This window comes from Halococcus thailandensis JCM 13552 (assembly GCF_000336715.1).
GTDB classification, from domain to species: domain Archaea; phylum Halobacteriota; class Halobacteria; order Halobacteriales; family Halococcaceae; genus Halococcus; species Halococcus thailandensis.
Genome location: NZ_AOMF01000145.1, coordinates 41,584 through 59,123, shown reverse-complemented (window position 1 = coordinate 59,123; position 17,540 = coordinate 41,584). Strand labels below are relative to the sequence as shown.

18 protein-coding genes and 1 pseudogene are annotated in these 17,540 nt (G+C 66.2%); 16 read left to right on the top strand and 3 right to left on the bottom strand.

Features of this window, described 5'->3' with window-relative positions:
- Positions 1-78: 78 nt before the first annotated feature.
- The 11 genes from C451_RS07110 (at position 79) to C451_RS07060 (ending at position 7,837) form a co-directional block, all read left to right on the top strand.
- Positions 79-543 (top strand): hypothetical protein, encoded by a 465-nt coding sequence (locus tag C451_RS07110; protein WP_007739234.1) that lies wholly within the window; start codon positions 79-81, stop codon positions 541-543.
- Between the two features lie 60 nt (positions 544-603).
- Positions 604-942, top strand: coding sequence for a peptidyl-tRNA hydrolase Pth2 (gene pth2 / locus C451_RS07105; protein ID WP_007739232.1), 339 nt, complete (start codon positions 604-606; stop codon positions 940-942).
- 454 nt (positions 943-1,396) lie between these two features.
- Positions 1,397-2,728, top strand: coding sequence for a Trk system potassium transporter TrkA (gene trkA / locus C451_RS07100; RefSeq protein WP_007739230.1), 1,332 nt, complete (start codon positions 1,397-1,399; stop codon positions 2,726-2,728).
- A 43-nt stretch (positions 2,729-2,771) separates the two neighbouring features.
- Positions 2,772-4,154 (top strand): tRNA pseudouridine(13) synthase TruD, encoded by a 1,383-nt coding sequence (gene truD / locus C451_RS07095; protein ID WP_007739228.1) that lies wholly within the window; start codon positions 2,772-2,774, stop codon positions 4,152-4,154.
- Between the two features lie 38 nt (positions 4,155-4,192).
- Positions 4,193-4,918 carry a DUF2103 domain-containing protein gene (locus tag C451_RS07090; protein ID WP_007739227.1) on the top strand — a complete coding sequence of 242 codons (726 nt, stop codon included), beginning with the start codon at positions 4,193-4,195 and terminating at the stop codon, positions 4,916-4,918.
- A 44-nt stretch (positions 4,919-4,962) separates the two neighbouring features.
- Positions 4,963-5,241: a 50S ribosomal protein L37ae gene (locus C451_RS07085; RefSeq protein WP_007739226.1), complete on the top strand. Its 279-nt coding sequence runs from the start codon at positions 4,963-4,965 to the stop codon at positions 5,239-5,241.
- Positions 5,238-5,372, top strand: a complete 135-nt coding sequence (locus tag C451_RS07080; RefSeq protein ID WP_004051415.1) for a DNA-directed RNA polymerase subunit P — start codon at positions 5,238-5,240, stop codon at positions 5,370-5,372. The genes C451_RS07085 and C451_RS07080 overlap by 4 nt, the downstream gene beginning before the upstream one ends.
- On the top strand, positions 5,372-5,668 hold the full coding sequence (locus C451_RS07075; protein WP_007739224.1) for a KEOPS complex subunit Pcc1: 297 nt from the start codon (positions 5,372-5,374) through the stop codon (positions 5,666-5,668). The genes C451_RS07080 and C451_RS07075 overlap by 1 nt, the downstream gene beginning before the upstream one ends.
- Before the next feature lie 58 nt (positions 5,669-5,726).
- Complete coding sequence (locus tag C451_RS07070) at positions 5,727-7,106, top strand: TIGR00341 family protein (RefSeq protein ID WP_007739223.1); 1,380 nt, start codon at positions 5,727-5,729, stop codon at positions 7,104-7,106.
- A gap of 71 nt (positions 7,107-7,177) precedes the next feature.
- A complete protein-coding gene (locus C451_RS07065; protein WP_007739220.1) occupies positions 7,178-7,600 on the top strand; it encodes a prefoldin subunit beta in 423 nt (140 codons plus the stop codon).
- Complete coding sequence (locus tag C451_RS07060) at positions 7,601-7,837, top strand: DUF3194 domain-containing protein (RefSeq protein ID WP_007739219.1); 237 nt, start codon at positions 7,601-7,603, stop codon at positions 7,835-7,837.
- 264 nt (positions 7,838-8,101) lie between these two features.
- Here C451_RS07060 and engB read toward each other — a convergent pair whose 3' ends face one another.
- On the bottom strand, positions 8,102-8,719 hold the full coding sequence (gene engB / locus C451_RS07055; RefSeq protein ID WP_007739217.1) for a GTP-binding protein EngB: 618 nt from the start codon (positions 8,717-8,719) through the stop codon (positions 8,102-8,104).
- A gap of 101 nt (positions 8,720-8,820) precedes the next feature.
- On the opposite strand from engB, the pseudogene C451_RS07050 reads away from it, so the two are divergent.
- A pseudogene (locus tag C451_RS07050) lies at positions 8,821-10,150 on the top strand (TIGR00341 family protein).
- A 34-nt stretch (positions 10,151-10,184) separates the two neighbouring features.
- Here the strand turns inward: C451_RS07050 and C451_RS22600 are convergent.
- Positions 10,185-10,334: a hypothetical protein gene (locus tag C451_RS22600; RefSeq protein WP_161605854.1), complete on the bottom strand. Its 150-nt coding sequence runs from the start codon at positions 10,332-10,334 to the stop codon at positions 10,185-10,187.
- 127 nt (positions 10,335-10,461) lie between these two features.
- Between C451_RS22600 and C451_RS07045 the strand changes: the two genes are divergently transcribed.
- Positions 10,462-11,454 carry a PrsW family intramembrane metalloprotease gene (locus C451_RS07045; RefSeq protein ID WP_007739213.1) on the top strand — a complete coding sequence of 331 codons (993 nt, stop codon included), beginning with the start codon at positions 10,462-10,464 and terminating at the stop codon, positions 11,452-11,454.
- A gap of 69 nt (positions 11,455-11,523) precedes the next feature.
- On the opposite strand, the gene uvrA is transcribed toward C451_RS07045, so the two are convergent.
- Positions 11,524-14,463 (bottom strand): excinuclease ABC subunit UvrA, encoded by a 2,940-nt coding sequence (gene uvrA / locus C451_RS07040; RefSeq protein WP_007739212.1) that lies wholly within the window; start codon positions 14,461-14,463, stop codon positions 11,524-11,526.
- Positions 14,464-14,917: 454 nt separating this feature from the next.
- On the opposite strand from uvrA, the gene C451_RS07035 reads away from it, so the two are divergent.
- Genes C451_RS07035 through C451_RS07025 form a run of 3 tightly spaced genes read left to right on the top strand, consistent with a single transcriptional unit; the run spans position 14,918 to position 17,485 of the window.
- Complete coding sequence (locus C451_RS07035) at positions 14,918-16,426, top strand: alpha,alpha-trehalose-phosphate synthase (UDP-forming) (RefSeq protein WP_007739211.1); 1,509 nt, start codon at positions 14,918-14,920, stop codon at positions 16,424-16,426.
- The gene (otsB, locus tag C451_RS07030; protein WP_007739203.1) at positions 16,416-17,228 is read left to right on the top strand and encodes a trehalose-phosphatase; all 813 of its coding nucleotides are present in this window, start codon (positions 16,416-16,418) and stop codon (positions 17,226-17,228) included. Before C451_RS07035 ends, otsB begins: the two co-directional genes overlap by 11 nt.
- 53 nt (positions 17,229-17,281) lie before the next feature.
- On the top strand, positions 17,282-17,485 hold the full coding sequence (locus C451_RS07025) for a hypothetical protein (protein WP_007739201.1): 204 nt from the start codon (positions 17,282-17,284) through the stop codon (positions 17,483-17,485).
- Positions 17,486-17,540: the final 55 nt, after the last annotated feature.

Below are 17,540 nucleotides of genomic sequence, written 5' to 3'. Positions count from 1 at the left end.
AGAACGTACGAAATCCGCGACACGAATGACGAAGGAAGGTAATCACAGCAGATCAGACAGTCGGTGGTCACAGTAATCATGAGTGAGGAATCCACGTCCGACGGCGTCGATACGGCGGAGCTACTCGAAGAGATCAACGTCGAAGAACTGTTCCAGCAGGTTGACCTGCGGGATCTACTCAGACAGGTACAGCTCGAATCGATACTCGGCGCGTTCGGTGCGGCCGCCGGGCGCGAGATGGGTGCGACACTCGGCCGGAAACTCGCGACGGGGCTCGACACGTCGGCGGAGTCGTCCGACGAGGGCACTGATGAGGAAGACGACGAATCAGCCGACGAAGCCACCGACGAGGAAGACGACGAATCGGCCGACGAGGACACTGGCCCAGACGGAGTGCCGGACACACGCGAGGAGTTGGAGGAACTCTCGTATCGTGAGCTGCAGTCGCTGGCTTCGGAGACGGACGTGAAGGGCAACATCTCTCAAGAGCGGATGGTCGAGCAACTCGCTGAGGAGTTCGGGTTGGAAAACGAGCAGGACTGACGATTGCGGGCGCACCGGCGGAGTAGTCAACCATTTATCCACGCCAGACCGCACTCGGCCATGAAACAGGCCATCGTCGCGCGAACCGACATCGGGATGGGCACGGGCAAACTCGCCGCGCAGGTCGCCCACGCCTCGCTATCGGCCTACGAGGACACCGGCTCGCGCACGCGAACCGAGTGGAAGGGATCGGGTCAGAAGAAAGTCGTTCTCAAGGGCGATAGCGAGCGAACGCTGTTCGAACTCGCCGATCGCGCCGAGCGCGAGGGCCTCCCCCACGCCATCATCCGCGACGCGGGCCACACGCAGCTCGATCCCGGCACGGTGACGGCGCTCGCGGTCGGCCCCGGCTCCGAGGAAACCGTCGACCGAGTTACTGGCGACCTCCCACTGTTCTAGACCACTTTTTCACTCGTCGGGTGCGCGCTCCGCGCACACCGCTCTCTGCTCGCGGGCCGAAGGCCCGCTCGCATGGTACGAGGGACCGAAGGTCCCTCACTACTCGCAAAAAACCTGGACTGAAAAGAGCCGCTCGCTCGGCTTCGCCTCGCTCGCGGTGCGACGACTATCCCTCCGCTACCGCCCCGCGACGCCCATACACCTCCCCAACCGATTCGCTCCGCTCGTTTCACTCGCTCCGCTCATCCACCGTCAGAACTTCGTTCTGACGAGCCTGCACTCACTTCGTTCGTGCAGACCTCGCGCGCTCTCCGGCCTTCGGCCGGATTCACCGCGCGCCATTGCCTCCGATCCGGTTCTGTCCGGCGATTCCCATCGAAAGCTGTCGATTCTCTGGCGACCACAACGCACTTACTGACACCCGTCGGAACGCCGGCATGAGGAGGATTCGCCGATGCGGGTAGTCATCGTCGGGGCGGGCGACGTCGGCACGTACATCGCCGAGGATCTCGCCGAGAGCCACGAGATCGCGGTCGTCGACACGGACGGCGAGCGCGTCGCCGAACTCGAATCCACGCTCGGTGTGACGGCCATCGAGGGCGACGGGCGCTCACTCGACGCGCTGGAGGCGGCGGGCATCGACGAGGCCGAGATCGTTATCGCCAGCACGGACGACGACGCGGTCAACGTCATGGTCTGTGGCGCGGTCAGGAACAGCACGGACGCCTACACGATCGCGCGGGCGAAGTCGGCCGATCTCTACGAGACCTGGGAGACGTTCGACGACGCGCTCGGTATCGACCTGCTGCTGCCGGTCGATCGACTGACCGCCGCGGCGCTCGTCCGGACGGTCGCGCTGCCCGGCGCGCTCGCGGTCAGCACGTTCGTCGACGGCGAGGTCGAGATGGCGGAGTTCGACCTCGCCGCCGACGCCGATCTCGTCGGCAAGAGCGTCGCCGAGGCCGACGAGTTCCCCTCGCTGACGTTCGCCGGCGTGATCCGCGACGGCACGGTCCAGATCCCGAGCGGCGAGACGGTCTTTGCGGCCGACGATCGGGTCGTGGTCATCGGCAGCCCCTCCAGCGTCAGGCGGTTCGCGCGACGGCTCACACCGGGTGCAGCGCTCGATCCGGACGACGACGTGGTGATCGTCGGCGGCGGGACGGTCGGCACACGTATCGCCGAACTGCTCGAACAGGGTGGCTACACACCCCGACTGGTCGAACACGATCCCGAGCGCGTCGCCACGCTCGACGAGGAACTCCCCGAGACGACGGTCATCGAGGGCGACGTGACGACCGCTGGCTTCCTCACCGAGACGAGCATCGACGAGGCCGACCTGCTCGTCGGGACGCTCGACGACGAGACGAACTACGTGCTGGCGCTGCTCGCGAAGAACGTCGGTACTGGCCACACCGCCGCCGTCGTGAACGACTCGGAGTACGTCGATCTGTTCGAGGCGGCCGGCGTCGACGTGACCGTCGAGCCGCGGGCGGTCGTCGCCAACGAGACGACGCGCGCGACCCTGGACTACGCCGACGAGGCCGCGACGCTCGAACGCGACAGCGCCGAAGTGCTCGAGATCACCGTCGACGGCGAGAGCGTTCTCGCCGGCGAGTCCATCGTCGACGTGGCACACGACCTGCCCGACGGGTTCGTCGTCGGCGCGGTCGTCCGCGACGGTTCGCTCAAGACGCCTCGCGGCGGTACCGTCGTCCAGGTCGGCGACCACGTCGTGGCGTTCGTCGATACGGACGCGCTGGACGAGGTCGCGGCGGCGCTGTGAACGGCAGTCACGACCGCGAATCGATGGCTGGCGAGGCCCACTGATGCGCGAGGCCCATCCGAGCGAACGGTCGGTCGGTATCGATCACTACGTCAGCGACGGCGACGGTACGGGTGGGAAATTCCGTACGCGCCCGGCGGACTTCCGCGTGCGCGAGATCGAGACGGGTGAGTTCGAACCGCTCGACGCCGACTCGGACGCCTATCCTCATCTGGTCTTCCGGGCGACGCTCGAGAACTGGGACACGAACGATTTCGTGAGCGCGCTCTCCAGCCAGTTGGAAATGAGCCGCGAGCGCATCGACTGGGCGGGCACGAAGGACAAGCGTGCCGTCAGCACTCAACTGTTCTCCGTGCGTGCTGGAAGCGACGCACTCGACGACATCGACCTCCGGGGAGCAACGATCGATCCGATCGGGCGCGCCGGACGTGGACTACGCTTCGGCGATCTCGCTGGCAACGCTTTCGAGATCGTCGTCCGTGAGGCCGACACCGACTCCATCGAGCGAATAACGGAATCACTCCTGGCGTTCGCAGGCAACGAGGACGAAAACGCGGACGGCGCAAGCGGTAGGGATGGTACGATGGTGGGCGTACCGAACTACTTCGGCCAGCAGCGGTTCGGTTCCTATCGCCCGGTGACACACGAGGTTGGGCTCGCGGTCGTCCGTGGCGACTGGCGGGAAGCGGTGCTCGCCTACGTCGGTCAGCCACACGAGTCGGAGCCGGACGCGACCCGCGAGGCGCGCGCGTTCGTCGATCGCGAGGCCGACGCAGCGGGGACGGCGGACTGGGTGACAGCGCTCGAGCGCTATCCGCGGCAGCTGGGCTTCGAGCGCTCGATGCTCCACCGACTGGTCGAGAACGGCGGCGAGCGCTCGGACGACTTCCGTGCGGCGCTCGAAACCGTCCCGTCGAACCTCCAGCGGCTGTTCGTCAATGCCGCTCAGTCCTACTTGTTCAACCGAATCCTCTCCGTACGCCTCGATCGAGGACTGCCGTTCGATCGGGCAGTCGCGGGCGACGTGGTCTGTTTCGCCGATAGCGAGGCTCCTGATGGACTTCCCCTGCCCGATCCCGACCGGAGCCAGCGGGTCGGAGACAATCGTGTCGAGACGGTCAATCGACACGCTGCACGCGGACGGGCGTTCGTCACCGCGCCGCTGGTCGGCACCGAGACGGAACTCGCCGACGGCGAGCCGGGTGACATCGAGCGCGCGATTCTCGACGAGGAAGGGATCGACCCGTCGATGTTCGATCTACCCGGAGAATTTCACTCGACGGGCACCCGACGGGCGATACTGCTCACGACCGGTCTGTCGATCGAGGACGACCCGCTCACGTTCGCCTTCCGGCTACCGAAGGGATCGTACGCGACCGTGCTTCTTCGCGAATATCTGAAGTCCGATCCCGTCGAGCTGGGCTGAATCGACCGGCTTATCCGCCGGCACGCTCGAATCGGGGCATGGAGTGTCGGCGGTGTGGATCGCGCCTCGATCGGGCCGGCGATTTCTGTCTCGTCTGTCGCCATCCGAACGTCGACACCGTTGTCTGCGAACTGGGTCGCGAGCGCGCGAGCGTCACCGGGTTGTTCGAGGGCGAGCGCGTCGGGACGTGGACGGTGACGACGGTCCAGGAGGAGGGCGAAGACGAGAAGCGCGAGCGCCGGAACTTCGCGGGGAGGGTCGCCGACGAGATCCATCGCAAACGCCCCGAGGAAGTGTACGCAACCGGCGAGCGCGACGTACTCGGGACGCTTCGCGGGCAGCTCCACTACGATCTCCGTCGGGTCGCGAACCCGGGCGAGGACGCCGTCGAGACGGTGCTCGCCAGAAGCGAGGAGTCACCGCTCGCGGTCGTCGAGACGCCGCCGCGGGAGAAACTCGGTGGCAGTCACTCGACGCTCGTCGGCGGGCGCGCGGGCCGGGAGATCGTAGCGATCGCGACCGATCACCCGCACGTGAAGAAGGTGATCCCGGGGCCGATCGAGTCCGGTGGGCGGGGCTCCCGGACGGGTGTGCGGGCGAAGGCGACCCGCGCGGACGGACGAGGCAACGTCAGATTGCTGGTGCGCGACGGATCGAGTGTCCAGGAGGTGCGGGTCGTGACGACCGCTGCCGATCGCGGGCAGGGCGAGCGCGTCCGCGAGGACCTCAATCGTGCGCTCGACGAGGAGGGGTTCCGGGAGTAACAACACGAAGGGTTTTACTCGCCCGCTGGCATAGCAGGCGTACTATGGGTAATCAAGAGGTCGGCAGCGCCGGGCGGTTCGGCGCACGCTACGGTCGTGTCGCCCGCCGACGCGTCGCCGAGATCGAGGACGACATGCAGGACGACCACACCTGCCCCGAATGCGACGAACCGGCCGTCGACCGGACGGACACGGGCATCTGGGAGTGTGGCAACTGCGGTCACACCTTCGCTGGCGGCGCGTACCAGCCCGAGACGCCCGGCGGGCGCACCGTCGAGCGCTCGATCCGGGCGGCGCTCGCGGAGGACGGCGACGAACAGTGAGCTACAAATGCTCGCGGTGTAAGCGCGACGTCGAACTCGACGAGTACGGCGGCGTGCGCTGTCCGTACTGTGGCCACCGCGTGCTGCTCAAGGAGCGCAGCCGCGACGTCAAAGAGATCGACGTCGAGTAGTGCGCCACGAGAGTTCCTTCGCGCTCGAATACGGAACCGAGAGCGCCGCGGCCGCCGTCGAGCGCAGCCTCCGGCCCGAGATCGGCGACATCGAGGGCGATCGCACGGCGGCGACGCTATCGCGCGATGGAGCCACGGTCGGGATCGACGTCGCGGCAGCGGACCTCGTCGCGCTGCGCGCGGGCCAGAACACCTGGCTCTCGCTGGCCGGCGTGGCCGAGCGGGTGCTGACTGCCGGAGTGGACGCAGCCGATGAGACGGATACAACCGATCCGTCGGACACCATCGACGGATAGCGCGTCACGCGGGTTTCGAATGGCGGGCGTTTATCAGTCAGTGCGCTGAGGTGCGTGTATGCGATTCGTCGAACTGTCCGTCCCCGCGGCGAAGCGCCAGGCGATCCTCGGGATCCTCGACGACGAGGGGATCGACTACGCGATCACCGACGCTTCCGACGACGAGCGCTACGCGGCGGTGGCGTCGTTCCCGCTCGCACAGGACGACGTCGAGGGATTGCTCGATCGCCTCCGCGATCAGGGCGTCAGCGAGGACGCCTGGACGGTCGTACTCGACGCCCGGACGGTCGTCTCGGACCGGTTCGACGCCGAGGAGGACGCTGACGAGGAGGGACCCGAGCGACGAGGACGGATCGCGCGCGACGAACTCCGGGCGGCGGCCGCCGATCTCGCGCCCGATCGCAGCGAGCGCTGGTCGTACGTGGCGATGACGATCGTCAGCGCCGCCGTCGCCGTCGTCGGCCTGCTCCAGGACTCGGCGGCGGTCGTCGTCGGCTCGATGGTCATCGCCCCCTTGATCGGGCCGGCGATGGCCGCGGCCACCGGGACGGTCGTCGACGACCGTGAACTGACGACTCGTGGCGTCGCGCTGCAGGTGCTCGGGCTCGGACTCGCGGTGGCGAGCGCGGCGATCTTCGCCGCGGCCATGCGGTTCGTCGGACTGGTGCCGCCGGGGACCGATATCGCCACGATTCCGGAGGTCCAGAGCCGTCTCGCACCTGATTTCCTCTCGCTGATGGTGGCGCTCGGGGCGGGCATCGCCGGAGCAATCAGCCTCGCGACCGGGGCCGGAGCGGCGCTCGTCGGCGTGATGATCGCGGTCGCGCTCATCCCGCCGGCTGCGACGGTCGGGCTCGGCCTCGCGTGGGGCCAACCGCTCCTGAGCCTCGGCGCTGGGGTGCTGGTGCTCGTGAACGTGCTCTCGATCAACCTCGCCGCGCTGATCGTCCTCTGGGTCGTCGGCTACCGTCCACAGGACGCGCTCGAACTCGATCTGGTGCGCGAACGGATCCGCAAACGTATCGGCGTGCTCGTGCTCGCGCTCGTCGTGCTCTCGGTCTTTCTCGGTGGCGTCACCTACCTCAGCTACCAGTCGGCACAGTTCGATCAGCAGGTCGAAACAGAGGTCCAGGGGATGATCGACGAACAGCCTTACGCGGCTCTCGAACTGCTCGACACGTCGGCCGGGCCGAGCGAGACGGCGATCGCCTTCGACGAGGCCGGGCTCGCCGCCGGCGGGCCGATCAACGTCTCGGTGACGCTCGATCGACCGGCGGGCACTACCCAGCCCCGGTTCGCCGCGGCGCTCGATCGTCGCCTCAGCCGGACCACCGGGCGCAACGTGACCGTCGAGGCACGGTTCGTCGATGCTGCCCGGACCGATGCGATCCGGTCGCCGACGAACGCGATGGGACGAACCCCGATCGTGCCGGCCTGATGCGGGTTCGGTGATCGGCGGACTCGGGAGAGAAACGGGGGTTTTTCCCTGCGGACACCAAGAACGCGGGTATGCAGGGAAATCTTCCGCCGGAAGCCCAAGAGAAAATCGAGGAGCTTCAGGATCTCCAGGACAGCGCTCAGCAGGTCGCTGCCCAGAAGCAGCAGGCCGAGAGTCAGCTCACCGACTCGCAGACCGCGCTCGACGAGCTCGACGAGATCGACACGGAGACGACGATGTACCGTGAGGTCGGCGAGCTCCTGATCGAGACCGAGTACGACGAGGCCAAAGACGATCTCGAAGAGAAGGTGTCGAGCCTCGAGGTGCGCGTCGAGACGCTCGAAAAGCAGGAGAGTCGCGTTCAGGAGCAGTTCGAGGAGCTCCAGAGCGAGCTGCAGGAGATGCTGAGCGGCGGCGGTGGCGGTCCCGGCGGTCCCGGCGGTGCCGGCGGCCCGGGCGGTATGGGACCGGGCGGCCCGAGCGCCGGCGGGTAGATGCCGACCGACGAGGAAGTCGTCGAAACGGCGAGCGAGGCGGCCGAAGGCCTCGTTTTCTCGCGCTACAAGCGTTCCGAGATCGAGGATCTCGACGTCACTGTGAGTTTCGAGGACGGCGTGCTCGATCTCGATATCTATCTGAACGCGCCGGACGATCCCGACCCGGAGATCGTCGCCGACGAGGCCGTGCTGGCGGCCGAATCGGCCGTCGACGAACTGTTTGCCGATGAATAGCGGTCTACGGTGGCGGCCGCTGTGCGGCGGTGCGGTATGCGGTTGCTGTCCTTGGTGGATGAAGGGCGAGCGAACAGAGTGAGCGAGGGCTTTGGCGGTGCGGTGGAGACGGGCGGTGTCCGCGCGAGCGCAGCGAGTGCGGTTCACCGTGAGCGACCGAGCGTAGCGAGGGAGCGAGCGGGAGTTTTTGGTGCAGATTTTTGCAAGCGGGGGTGCGCGACCGAGCACCGCGAGGAAGCGCACCCTCCGCAGTAAAAAGGTGCGTCAGAAGAATTTGAACAGGTCGTCGCGGTTTTGCTCGTGGAGGTGGGTGCGAACGGCGTCGGTCAGCGGGCCGATCGAGCCGCGTTTGGCGCTGATGGGGGCGACGGTGTCCTGCCACTGCTGCCACGGTGAGGGGAGACCGAGGCGGTCGCAGAGTGCGTCGAGGCGCTCGTCGCGGTCGTCGACCTTGTCCATCTTGTTGACCGCGACCACGGTGGGGATGTCGATGTCGGCGAGGAAGCCGAACAGTTCGACGTCGTGGGGGATCTCGTCGCGTTCGGTGTGGCGGTCGATGATGTCGACGGCGCTGTTTCCGTCGACGACGAGCACGCCGACGAGGATCTGCTCGCTGTTCGTTTCGAGATAGCGGACGATGTCGGTTTTGATCGCCTCGCGGCGCTCCTCCTCGACGCCGGACATGAAGCCGAAGCCCGGCAGGTCGGTGAGGACGAAGTCCTCGGCCACCCAGTCGTAGTGGCCCGGCGAGCGCGTCACGCCCGGTTTCTTGCCGGTCTCGAAATCGTGGCCGGTGAGTTCCCGAAGGATGGTCGATTTCCCCACGTTCGAGCGGCCACAGAAGACGACTTCCGCGTCCCGGTCGGGACGTCCATCGAACATGGATGCCCTCTCGGGCGAACGGGTTTATACTGTCCGACGGCGAACGTTGCCGTCCGACGACCGATCGCGGGGTATTTGACCGGCGACCGAGACCGTCGGATGTGCGACTCGTTCAGGTGACGATCCCGGCGGGCAAGCGCGAGACGGTGCTCTCGGAGCTCGACGACGAGGGGATCGACTACGTGCTGACCGAGGAGACGAGCGGTCGGGAGTTCACGGGCGTCGTCTCGTTCCCGCTGCCGACGAGCGCCGTCGAGCCGGTGCTCGATCGCCTGCGCGAGACCGGGATCGACGAGGACGCCTACACGATCGTCGTCGACGCCGAGACNGACCGTCGTTTCACGGCGTTTCGAGCAGTTGGAAGAGCGGTACGACGAGGACGAGGAGACCGACAAGCGCATCGCCCGCGAGGAGGTCCACGCCCGTGCCCAGGAGCTCGCGCCGGATTTCTGGCCGTATCTCGTCATGACGGTCGTGAGCGCGGTCGTCGCCACCGCCGGACTCCTCCTCGACGACGCGGCCGTCGTCGTCGGATCGATGGTCATCGCTCCGTTGATCGGACCGGCGATGGCGACCTCCGTGGGAACGGTCGTCGACGATCAGGGGATGTTCCGTCGTGGGGTGAAACTCCAGGCGCTCGGCCTCGGGATCGCGGTCGTCGCCGCGACGCTCTTTGCTGCCCTCATGCGCGTGACGAACACGGTGCCGCCGGGCACCGACGTATTTCTGATCGATCAGGTCAACATCAGACTCGCGCCCGACTTCCTGGCCTTGATGGTGGCGCTCGGGGCAGGCGTCGCCGGTGGGGTGAGCCTCGCCACCGGCGTCTCGGCGACGCTCGTCGGCGTGATGATCGCGGCCGCGCTCGTCCCGCCATTGGGGGTCATCGGCATCGCCATCGCCTGGGGGCGACCGGCTCCGGTGCTCAGTGCGTCGGTGCTCGTGCTCGTGAACACGCTCTCGATCAACCTCACGGCGCTCATCGTCCTGTGGTATATGGGCTATCGGCCCGATCACTGGTTTCGCGAGGACGACGCTCGGTTGGCGACGCGACAGCGCGTCGTCGCACTCGCCGCCGCCATCCTCGTGTTGTCGGCGTTTCTCGGCGTCGTCACCTACGACTCCTACCGGACGGCGTCGTTCGAGCAGGAGGTCCGTGGCGACGTCGATGCGCTGCTCGAGCAGCCGTCTCACGACCAGCTCACGCTGCTCGACGTGCGCTTTCGCTACGACGATCCCGTTCCGCCGCGCCAGCCGACACGCGTCACCGTCGTCGCCGGGCGACCGGCCGCCGGTAGCAACCCCACCCTCGCCCGGCCGCTCGAACGCCGCATCGACGAGGCGCTCGGCGATCTCGCGCTGCCCGAACCGCTCGGCTCGCCGAACGATGTCGAAGTACGCATTCGCTACGTCGAGATGGAAACCGCGTAACCGTGACTCCCCGTTCGATCGCGTGACTACCTGACTAGTCGTCCGCGACGGCGTTGGCGTGATTCGTTCCGTCCGAATCCGCCGTCATCGCCGATGCAGTCCTACTGGGTCGCTCGTCCGCTCGTTCCTCCTCGTCGGTCGGCGGTGCTGTGTACAGCAGTCCGCGCGTCGTGCTGCGTGCCATGCTGTGACGGTCGTTCGTGGGAACCTATCAAGCTATGCCTAATCCAGGTAATGGTGTATAATTACATATCAACACCTGTCGTCGGGTGAGGGGACAACGGTTAGGTCCCGGCGGTCGAGAGTCGGGTATGGCGCGCAGTCAGGACCCGATCCAGTCCCGCGACGACGGGTCCCGCGACCGCTACGACGTTACGACGTGGGAGGTGCGGACGCCGCTCGACAGGGTGGCGAGCTGGCTCTACTGGGTGTTGGACGTGGTCGCGCGCTGGGTGCTGGTGCTGCTCGCGTTCGGGATCCTCGTGGCGATCGTCGTGACCAGCGACCTGCCACGCATCCTCGATCCCGTCGTGAGCGCGTTCACGGTGCTGTCGCTCGTACCGGCGCTCGCGCTCGTCGCCTACGTCTGGTGGACCGACAGCACGACCACCGAACCGCTATCCTTGCTCGCGGTGACGTTCGCCCTCGGCGTGCTCTTCGCGAGCTTCGCCGCGATCATCAACGGGTTCGGCAGCGTTCTCCAGCTCGTCCCGATCGTCGGCCCGGTCTGGTTCTTCTATCTCGTCGTCGGTCCGATCGAGGAGACGATGAAGTGGCTCGCCGTCCGGATCTACGCCTACCGCAGCCCGCGATTCGACGCGGTCATCGACGGGGCCGTCTACGGCGCGGTCGCGGGGCTCGGTTTCGCCACCATCGAGAACGCCATCTACATCACCGACGCGGTGGCCAACCCCGTCATCGGCAACGTGCTCGGTGCTGGTGGGGGTGTCACCCCCGCGCGGGCGATCGCCGGCCCCGGCCACGTCATCTACTCCGCCTTCTCGGGCTACTATCTCGGCCTGGCGAAGTTCAACCGCGATCGTGCCGGCCCGATCATCGTCAAGGGACTCCTGATCGCAGCGCTCATCCACGCGTCCTACAACACGCTCACGTTCATCCCTGCCGCCGCGGCCTTCGTGCTCGGCATCCCGAACTTCGTCACCCTCCTGGCGTTCGTCGTCATCTACGACAGCTTCTTCGGCTACTTCCTCTATCGAAAGCTCGCGCGCTACCGGCGACAGTACCGCGCCACTCGTCAGGACGGGGCGCTCGTCCCCGTCGAACGCACCGAGTTCGAGGAGTGACGGCCGGAGATGATGTCCCTTGCCTTCCGTCATCCGACAACAGTACTGTGATCGATGCGACGCGCCGCGTCAGTCGTCGTCGGCGGCGACGCGCCGGTCGGTCCGGGGTCCCTCCAGTTCGATTTTCGGGAGGAGATCTCGGAGATAGCGCCCCGTGTGTGACTCCTCGATGCCGGCGACCGCTTCGGGCGTGTCGGCCGCGACGATCTCGCCGCCGTTCTCGCCGCCCTCGGGACCGAGGTCGACGACGTGGTCGGCGTTCTTCACGAGATCGAGTTCGTGTTCGACGACCACGACGGTGTTGCCGTCGTCGACGAGGCGCTGGAGCACCGAGATGAGTTTGCGTTCGTCGGCCGAGTGGAGCCCGGTGGTCGGCTCGTCGAGCAGATACAGGGTATCACCGGTCTGTTTCTTCCCCAGTTCCTCGGCGAGTTTGACGCGCTGGGCCTCCCCGCCCGAGAGGGTGGTCGACGGCTGGCCGAGTCGCATGTAGTCGAGTCCGACGTCGCGCAGGAGCTGGAGACGGCGCTTCAGTCGGGTGTCGGCCTCGAAAAAGTCGTAGGCCTCCTCGATGCTCATGTCGAGTACGTCGGCGATCGTCTCGCCCTTGTAGGTCACGTCGAGGGTTTCGTCGTTGTAGCGCGCGCCACCACACTCCTCACAGGGGACGTGCACGTCCGAGAGGAAGTTCATCTCGATTTTGACTGTGCCCTGCCCGCCACAGGCCTCACAGCGCCCGCCCTTCACGTTGAACGAGAAGCGCCCCTTCTCGTAGCCACGCTGTTTGGCGAGCTTCGTCTCGGCGAACAGCTCCCGAACGTGATCGAACACTCCCGTGTAGGTCGCAGGGTTCGATCGTGGCGTGCGACCGATTGGCGACTGGTCGATCAATCTGACTGTTTCGATCCCCTCGTGTTCGATGGCGTCGTGCTCACCCGGATCGACTGTCCGATTGTCGTTCATCTCGCGGACCAGTCCCTTGTAGAGCACGTCGTGCATCAGGGTGGATTTGCCCGAGCCCGACACACCTGTTATAGCAGTGAAACAGCCCAGCGGGATCGACACGTCGAGATCGGCGAGGTTGTGCTGGCGCGCTCCTCGGATCGTGAGCTCGCCGTCCGGTTCGCGTCGCGTCTCGGGGACGGGAATTTCCTTCCGGCCGCTGAGATACGCGCCCGTGATCGATTCCTCGCTGCGTTCGATTTCGTCAACTGTGCCCTGTGCGACGACCTCACCGCCACGCTTGCCGGGGCCGGGCCCCATGTCGATGACCTCGTCGGCGCGGCGCATCGTCGCCTCGTCGTGTTCGACGACGAGGAGGGTGTTGCCGAGGTCGCGCAGCTCTTCGAGCGTGTTCAGCAGTCGGTCGTTGTCGCGCTGGTGGAGCCCGATCGAGGGCTCGTCGAGCACGTAGAGCACGCCGACGAGGCCGGAGCCGATCTGGGTGGCGAGCCGGATGCGCTGGCTCTCGCCACCCGACAGCGTCGCCGCCTGTCGGTCGAGCGTCAGATATTCGAGACCGACTTCACACATGAAGCCGAGCCGGGCGCGGATCTCCTTGAGGATCTCTTCGGCGATCGTCAGGTCGCGCTCGCTCATCCCCTCTTCCATCCCCTCGAAATGCGCGAGCGCGTCGCCGATCGACATCCGGTTGACGGCGGTGATGGCGGTGTCGTCGACGAGCACCGCGCGACTCTCGGGCTTCAGACGCGTCCCGTCACAGGCCGGACAGGTGGTGACGGCCATGAACTTCTCGATGTGGTCGCGCGTGCTCTGGCTCTCGGTCTCGACGTGGCGACGTTCGAGATTGGGAATCACGCCCTCGAAGCGCTTCTCCTTCCGACGGGTGCCGTTCTTCGTCCGGCGCTCGAAGACGACCTGCTCTCTCGTCCCGTAGAGAAACGCCTCCTGGACATCGTCGTCGAGTTCCTCGAACGGCGTATCGAGCGAGACGTCGAAGTGGGCCGCCACGGCGTCGAGCCGGGTCTGATAGTACGATCGCGAGTAGCTCCACGGCTCGAACACCTCGCGGAGCGGCTTGCCGGGGTCCTGAACCACGAGCTCCTCGTCGATCTCCTTCGTCTCGCCGATCCCCTCACACTCCGGGCAGGCTCCGTGCGGGCTGTTGAACGAGAACGAGCGGGTCTCGATTTCGGAGATGTCGATGCCACAGTGGGTGCACGCGAGCGCCTCGGAAAATTCGACGACCGCGCGGTCGGTCTCCTCGCCGGCCAGATCGCCCGTCGCACGCGCGGTCGCACCGCCGAGATCGGCGTCCGCGGGCGGATCGGGAAGGATCAGTTTGAGCACGCCGTCGGCCTCCTCCAGAGCGGTCTCGACGCTGTCGGTGATGCGCGAGCGGGCGTCGTCGGCGATCTTCACACGATCGACCACCACGTCCACAGTATGATCGTAGTTCTCGTCGAGTTCGGGTCGGTCGGTCGCCAGATCGAATCGCTCGCCGTCGACCTCGACGCGCGAGTAGCCCTCGCTCACGAGGTCGTCGAACAGCTCCTCGAAGGCCCCTTTCTGGTCGCGCACCACGGGTGCGGCGATCTTCGCTCTCGTTCCCTCGGGCAGTTCCAGGATTCGACGGACCATCTGCTGGGCGGACTGCTCGCCGACCTCACGGCCGCACTTGGGGCAGTGCGGTGTGCCGACGCGCGCATAGAGCAGTCTGAGGTAGTCGTGAAGCTCCGTGACCGTTCCCACAGTGGAACGGGGGTTGTTGGCGGCGTTCTTCTGATCGATCGAGATCGCCGGCGAGAGCCCCTCGACGGTCTCGACCTGTGGCTTGTCCATCTGGCCGAGGAAGTTCCTGGCGTAGGCCGACAGGCTCTCGATGTAGCGGCGCTGGCCCTCGGCGTAGATCGTCTCGAAGGCCAGCGAGGATTTCCCCGATCCCGACAACCCTGTGACGACGGTGAACGCCTCGCGCGGAACGGTGACGTCGAGGTCTTTCAAGTTGTGTTCTTCGGCGCCTCGGACCTCGATCTCGTCCTTACTCATTGCTCCATAGTCGGGAGCGCGGGCCGTGAAACCCTGTCGATTCCCCACTTTTTTACACGGAGTCCTCGCTCGCGCCTCCGGCGCTCGCTCGAACCCCGTGCAAAACCTGGACTAAAAAGAGCCGTTCACTCGCTTCGCTCGCTCACGGTGAACCGCGCTCACTGCGTTCGCGCGGACATCGACCTTTCCGCAACCGCACCGCCTCCGCCGAAGCCCTCGTATCCCTTCGGGATGCTCGCCCTTCATCCACCAGGATGGTGTGCTCGGCCATCCGGTTACAGCAATTATCATCCTCCAACGATACTGCGATCGCGACACGGCTCCCGATTGCGGCGACCAGTAGTGATAAAAGCCGGCGACGGCAAGCCGGGGACACACCCCACTCAAGCCCATGAATTATAAGAGATGCGACTGAATGGGGAGACACGGCTGATAGCCACAGCGAGCACTCTCTATGGGAGCTGACAACAGCGCAACGGACGACGGAATCGTGCCGGCAGTCGACGACGGCGAACTGATCGTCGTCTCGAACCGCCAGCCGTACACGCACAGCTACGACCACGGCGACGGCGAGCGCTCGATCACCGTCAACCGGCCGGCCGGCGGACTGACGGCGGGACTCGATCCGGTGATGCAGGAAACCGACGGGACGTGGATCGCGTGGGGCGATGGCGAAGCCGATGCCGACGTGACAGGCGACGATGGCACCGTCCGGATGCCGCCCGAATCGGAGGCCTACACGCTCAAACGGCTCTGGCTCACCGACGAGGAGGTCGAGGGCTACTACTACGGCTACTCCAATCGCGTTCTCTGGCCGCTCTGTCACGGCGGGACGATGAAGACCGACTACGTCGAGCGCTACTGGCAGCGCTACCAGCAGGTCAACGAGACTTTCGCCGATGCGGTCGTCGAGACCGCCGGCGCGGACTCGCTGATCTGGTTTCAGGACTACCACTTCACACTCGCGCCGCGCTGGGTGCGCGATGCGCTGCCCGACAGCGCCTTTCTCACGCATTTCTGGCATATCACCTGGCCCGGCTGGGACACCTTCCGGGCCTGTCCCCAGCACGAGCAACTGCTCGAAGGGCTACTCGGTAACGACCTCCTCGGCTTTCACGTCGAGCGCTACTGTCGGAACTTCCTCGACTGTGTCGACGAGGCGCTCGACGACGCCTTCATCGATCCCGAGGGCGGGCGGGTCAGCTACGAGGGCCACACGACGGTCGTCAAGGCCTTTCCGATGGGGATCGACGCCGATTCGATCCGAGAGCACGCCGAGGCCGCCGACGACGACTTCTGGCGGGAGTTCCAGTCGTCACACGGGATCGATCCGTCGACGAACGTCATCGTCGGCGTCGACCGACTCGACTACACGAAGGGGATCGTCGAGCGCCTCGACGCGCTCGAACGCCTCCTGGAGACCCGCCCCGAATACCGCGGCGAGGTCTGTTACGTCCAGAAGGCAAACGAGAGCCGCTCGCTCATCCCCGACTATCAGGATCTCCAGACCGAGGTTCAGGAGTCGATCGACCGCATCAACGACCGCTTCGGCACCGACGACTGGCAGCCGGTCATCTACATCAACGAGTTCATCCCCCAGCGCGAGCTCTGCGGGCTCTATCGCTACGCCGACGTGATGCTCGTGAGCGCCGTCCGCGACGGGATGAACCTCGTCTCCAAGGAATACGTCGCCGCGCAGGTCGACGACGACGGCGTGCTCGTGCTCTCGGATCAGGCCGGTGCCCACGAGGAGCTCGGCGATCGGGCGCTCACCATCAACCCCTACGACACCGACGCCTTCGCCGACACGATCGAGCGCGCGCTGACGATGGAGATGGATGAACGTGCCGAACGAATGGTCGCCCTGCGTGAACAGGTAGAATCACACGACCTCTACGCGTGGATGGAGAGCGTCTTCGATACGATCGACGAACTCAGGGCGAAAGACACCGATGACGACTGACATCCCGCCGGCGCTGTGGGACTCGCTTCCGGCGCTCCGCGATCGCCTGGCGGACGCGAACGGACTCCTGTTCTGTACGGATTTCGACGGCACGCTCGCCGGTATCGAGATCGATCCGGACGCACCGGCGCTCGGCGAGGACAACCTGACCGCGCTCGAACGCCTCCGCGATCACGACCGGGTGGACGTGGCCGTCATCAGCGGGCGTGAACTCGCCGATCTCCGCGAGCGTGTCGGTATCGACGGGATCGACTACGCCGGCAATCACGGGCTCGAACTCCACAGAGATGGCGAGAGCACGACCCACCCGATCGCCAGACGTCGACGGCGCGATCTCGACACGATCGTCGCCGACATCGAGGAGCGCCTCGACGACACGGACTGTTTCGTCGAGGACAAATCCGTAAGTGCGACCGTCCACTACCGGACGGCTCCCGAGCGCGAGAACGAGGTCCACGACGTCGTCGAGACGGCCGTCGAGCGGGTCGCGGAGGGCGGGTTCGAGCTCTCGACGGGCAAGGAGATCGTCGAGCTCACGCCGACGGTCGCCTGGGACAAGGGCGACGCCGTCTCGCTGCTCGTGGCCGATCACGACGGCTGGCTCCCGATCTACGTCGGCGACGACACGACCGACGAGGCGGCCTTTCGCGAACTCTCGGAGATCGGGCTCGGCATCCACGTCGGCACGAACCCGGAGACGGCGGCGGACTACCGCATCGAGGATCCCGACTCCGTGACGCGATTTCTCGACTGGCTCGCCGACGAGGGGCTCGCTGCGCTCGATTCTCGGGGCGCGGCGTAGCTCCCGGCGGTCGCCGCCCGCGTGCTTATCCGTCCTGCTCCCTTCGCGCGGGCATGGGACTCGCGAAAGCGCTCAAATCGAAACAGGCAGGACAGATCAGCGCCATCTCGATGCTCGTCGAGGCCGGGCTCGCGCTCTACCGTGGCGAGAAGAAGATCGCTGCGCTTCTCCTGGGTGCGGCCGCCCTCTCCTATCGCTGGAGCATCGTCGGCATCGTCGCCGAGGCGCTCATCCGGATCTATCAGCGCCTCCGCTAGGCCGTCTCGTTCGGTTTCCGGTGGTGATATGTGCGTCACCAACGGCTCTCGGTCG

Coding starts and splice junctions, on each gene's coding strand:
- truD (WP_007739228.1), top strand. CDS start 2,772: ATGCGCGAGGCCCATCCGAGCGAACGGTCGGTCGGTATCGATCACTAC.
- otsB (WP_007739203.1), top strand. CDS start 16,416: ATGACGACTGACATCCCGCCGGCGCTGTGGGACTCGCTTCCGGCGCTC.
- pth2 (WP_007739232.1), top strand. CDS start 604: ATGAAACAGGCCATCGTCGCGCGAACCGACATCGGGATGGGCACGGGC.
- uvrA (WP_007739212.1), bottom strand. CDS start 14,463: ATGAGTAAGGACGAGATCGAGGTCCGAGGCGCCGAAGAACACAACTTG.
- C451_RS07110 (WP_007739234.1), top strand. CDS start 79: ATGAGTGAGGAATCCACGTCCGACGGCGTCGATACGGCGGAGCTACTC.
- C451_RS07045 (WP_007739213.1), top strand. CDS start 10,462: ATGGCGCGCAGTCAGGACCCGATCCAGTCCCGCGACGACGGGTCCCGC.
- C451_RS22600 (WP_161605854.1), bottom strand. CDS start 10,334: ATGGCACGCAGCACGACGCGCGGACTGCTGTACACAGCACCGCCGACC.
- C451_RS07090 (WP_007739227.1), top strand. CDS start 4,193: ATGGAGTGTCGGCGGTGTGGATCGCGCCTCGATCGGGCCGGCGATTTC.
- C451_RS07070 (WP_007739223.1), top strand. CDS start 5,727: ATGCGATTCGTCGAACTGTCCGTCCCCGCGGCGAAGCGCCAGGCGATC.
- engB (WP_007739217.1), bottom strand. CDS start 8,719: ATGTTCGATGGACGTCCCGACCGGGACGCGGAAGTCGTCTTCTGTGGC.
- C451_RS07035 (WP_007739211.1), top strand. CDS start 14,918: ATGGGAGCTGACAACAGCGCAACGGACGACGGAATCGTGCCGGCAGTC.
- C451_RS07065 (WP_007739220.1), top strand. CDS start 7,178: ATGCAGGGAAATCTTCCGCCGGAAGCCCAAGAGAAAATCGAGGAGCTT.
- C451_RS07085 (WP_007739226.1), top strand. CDS start 4,963: ATGGGTAATCAAGAGGTCGGCAGCGCCGGGCGGTTCGGCGCACGCTAC.
- C451_RS07025 (WP_007739201.1), top strand. CDS start 17,282: ATGGGACTCGCGAAAGCGCTCAAATCGAAACAGGCAGGACAGATCAGC.
- C451_RS07060 (WP_007739219.1), top strand. CDS start 7,601: ATGCCGACCGACGAGGAAGTCGTCGAAACGGCGAGCGAGGCGGCCGAA.
- trkA (WP_007739230.1), top strand. CDS start 1,397: ATGCGGGTAGTCATCGTCGGGGCGGGCGACGTCGGCACGTACATCGCC.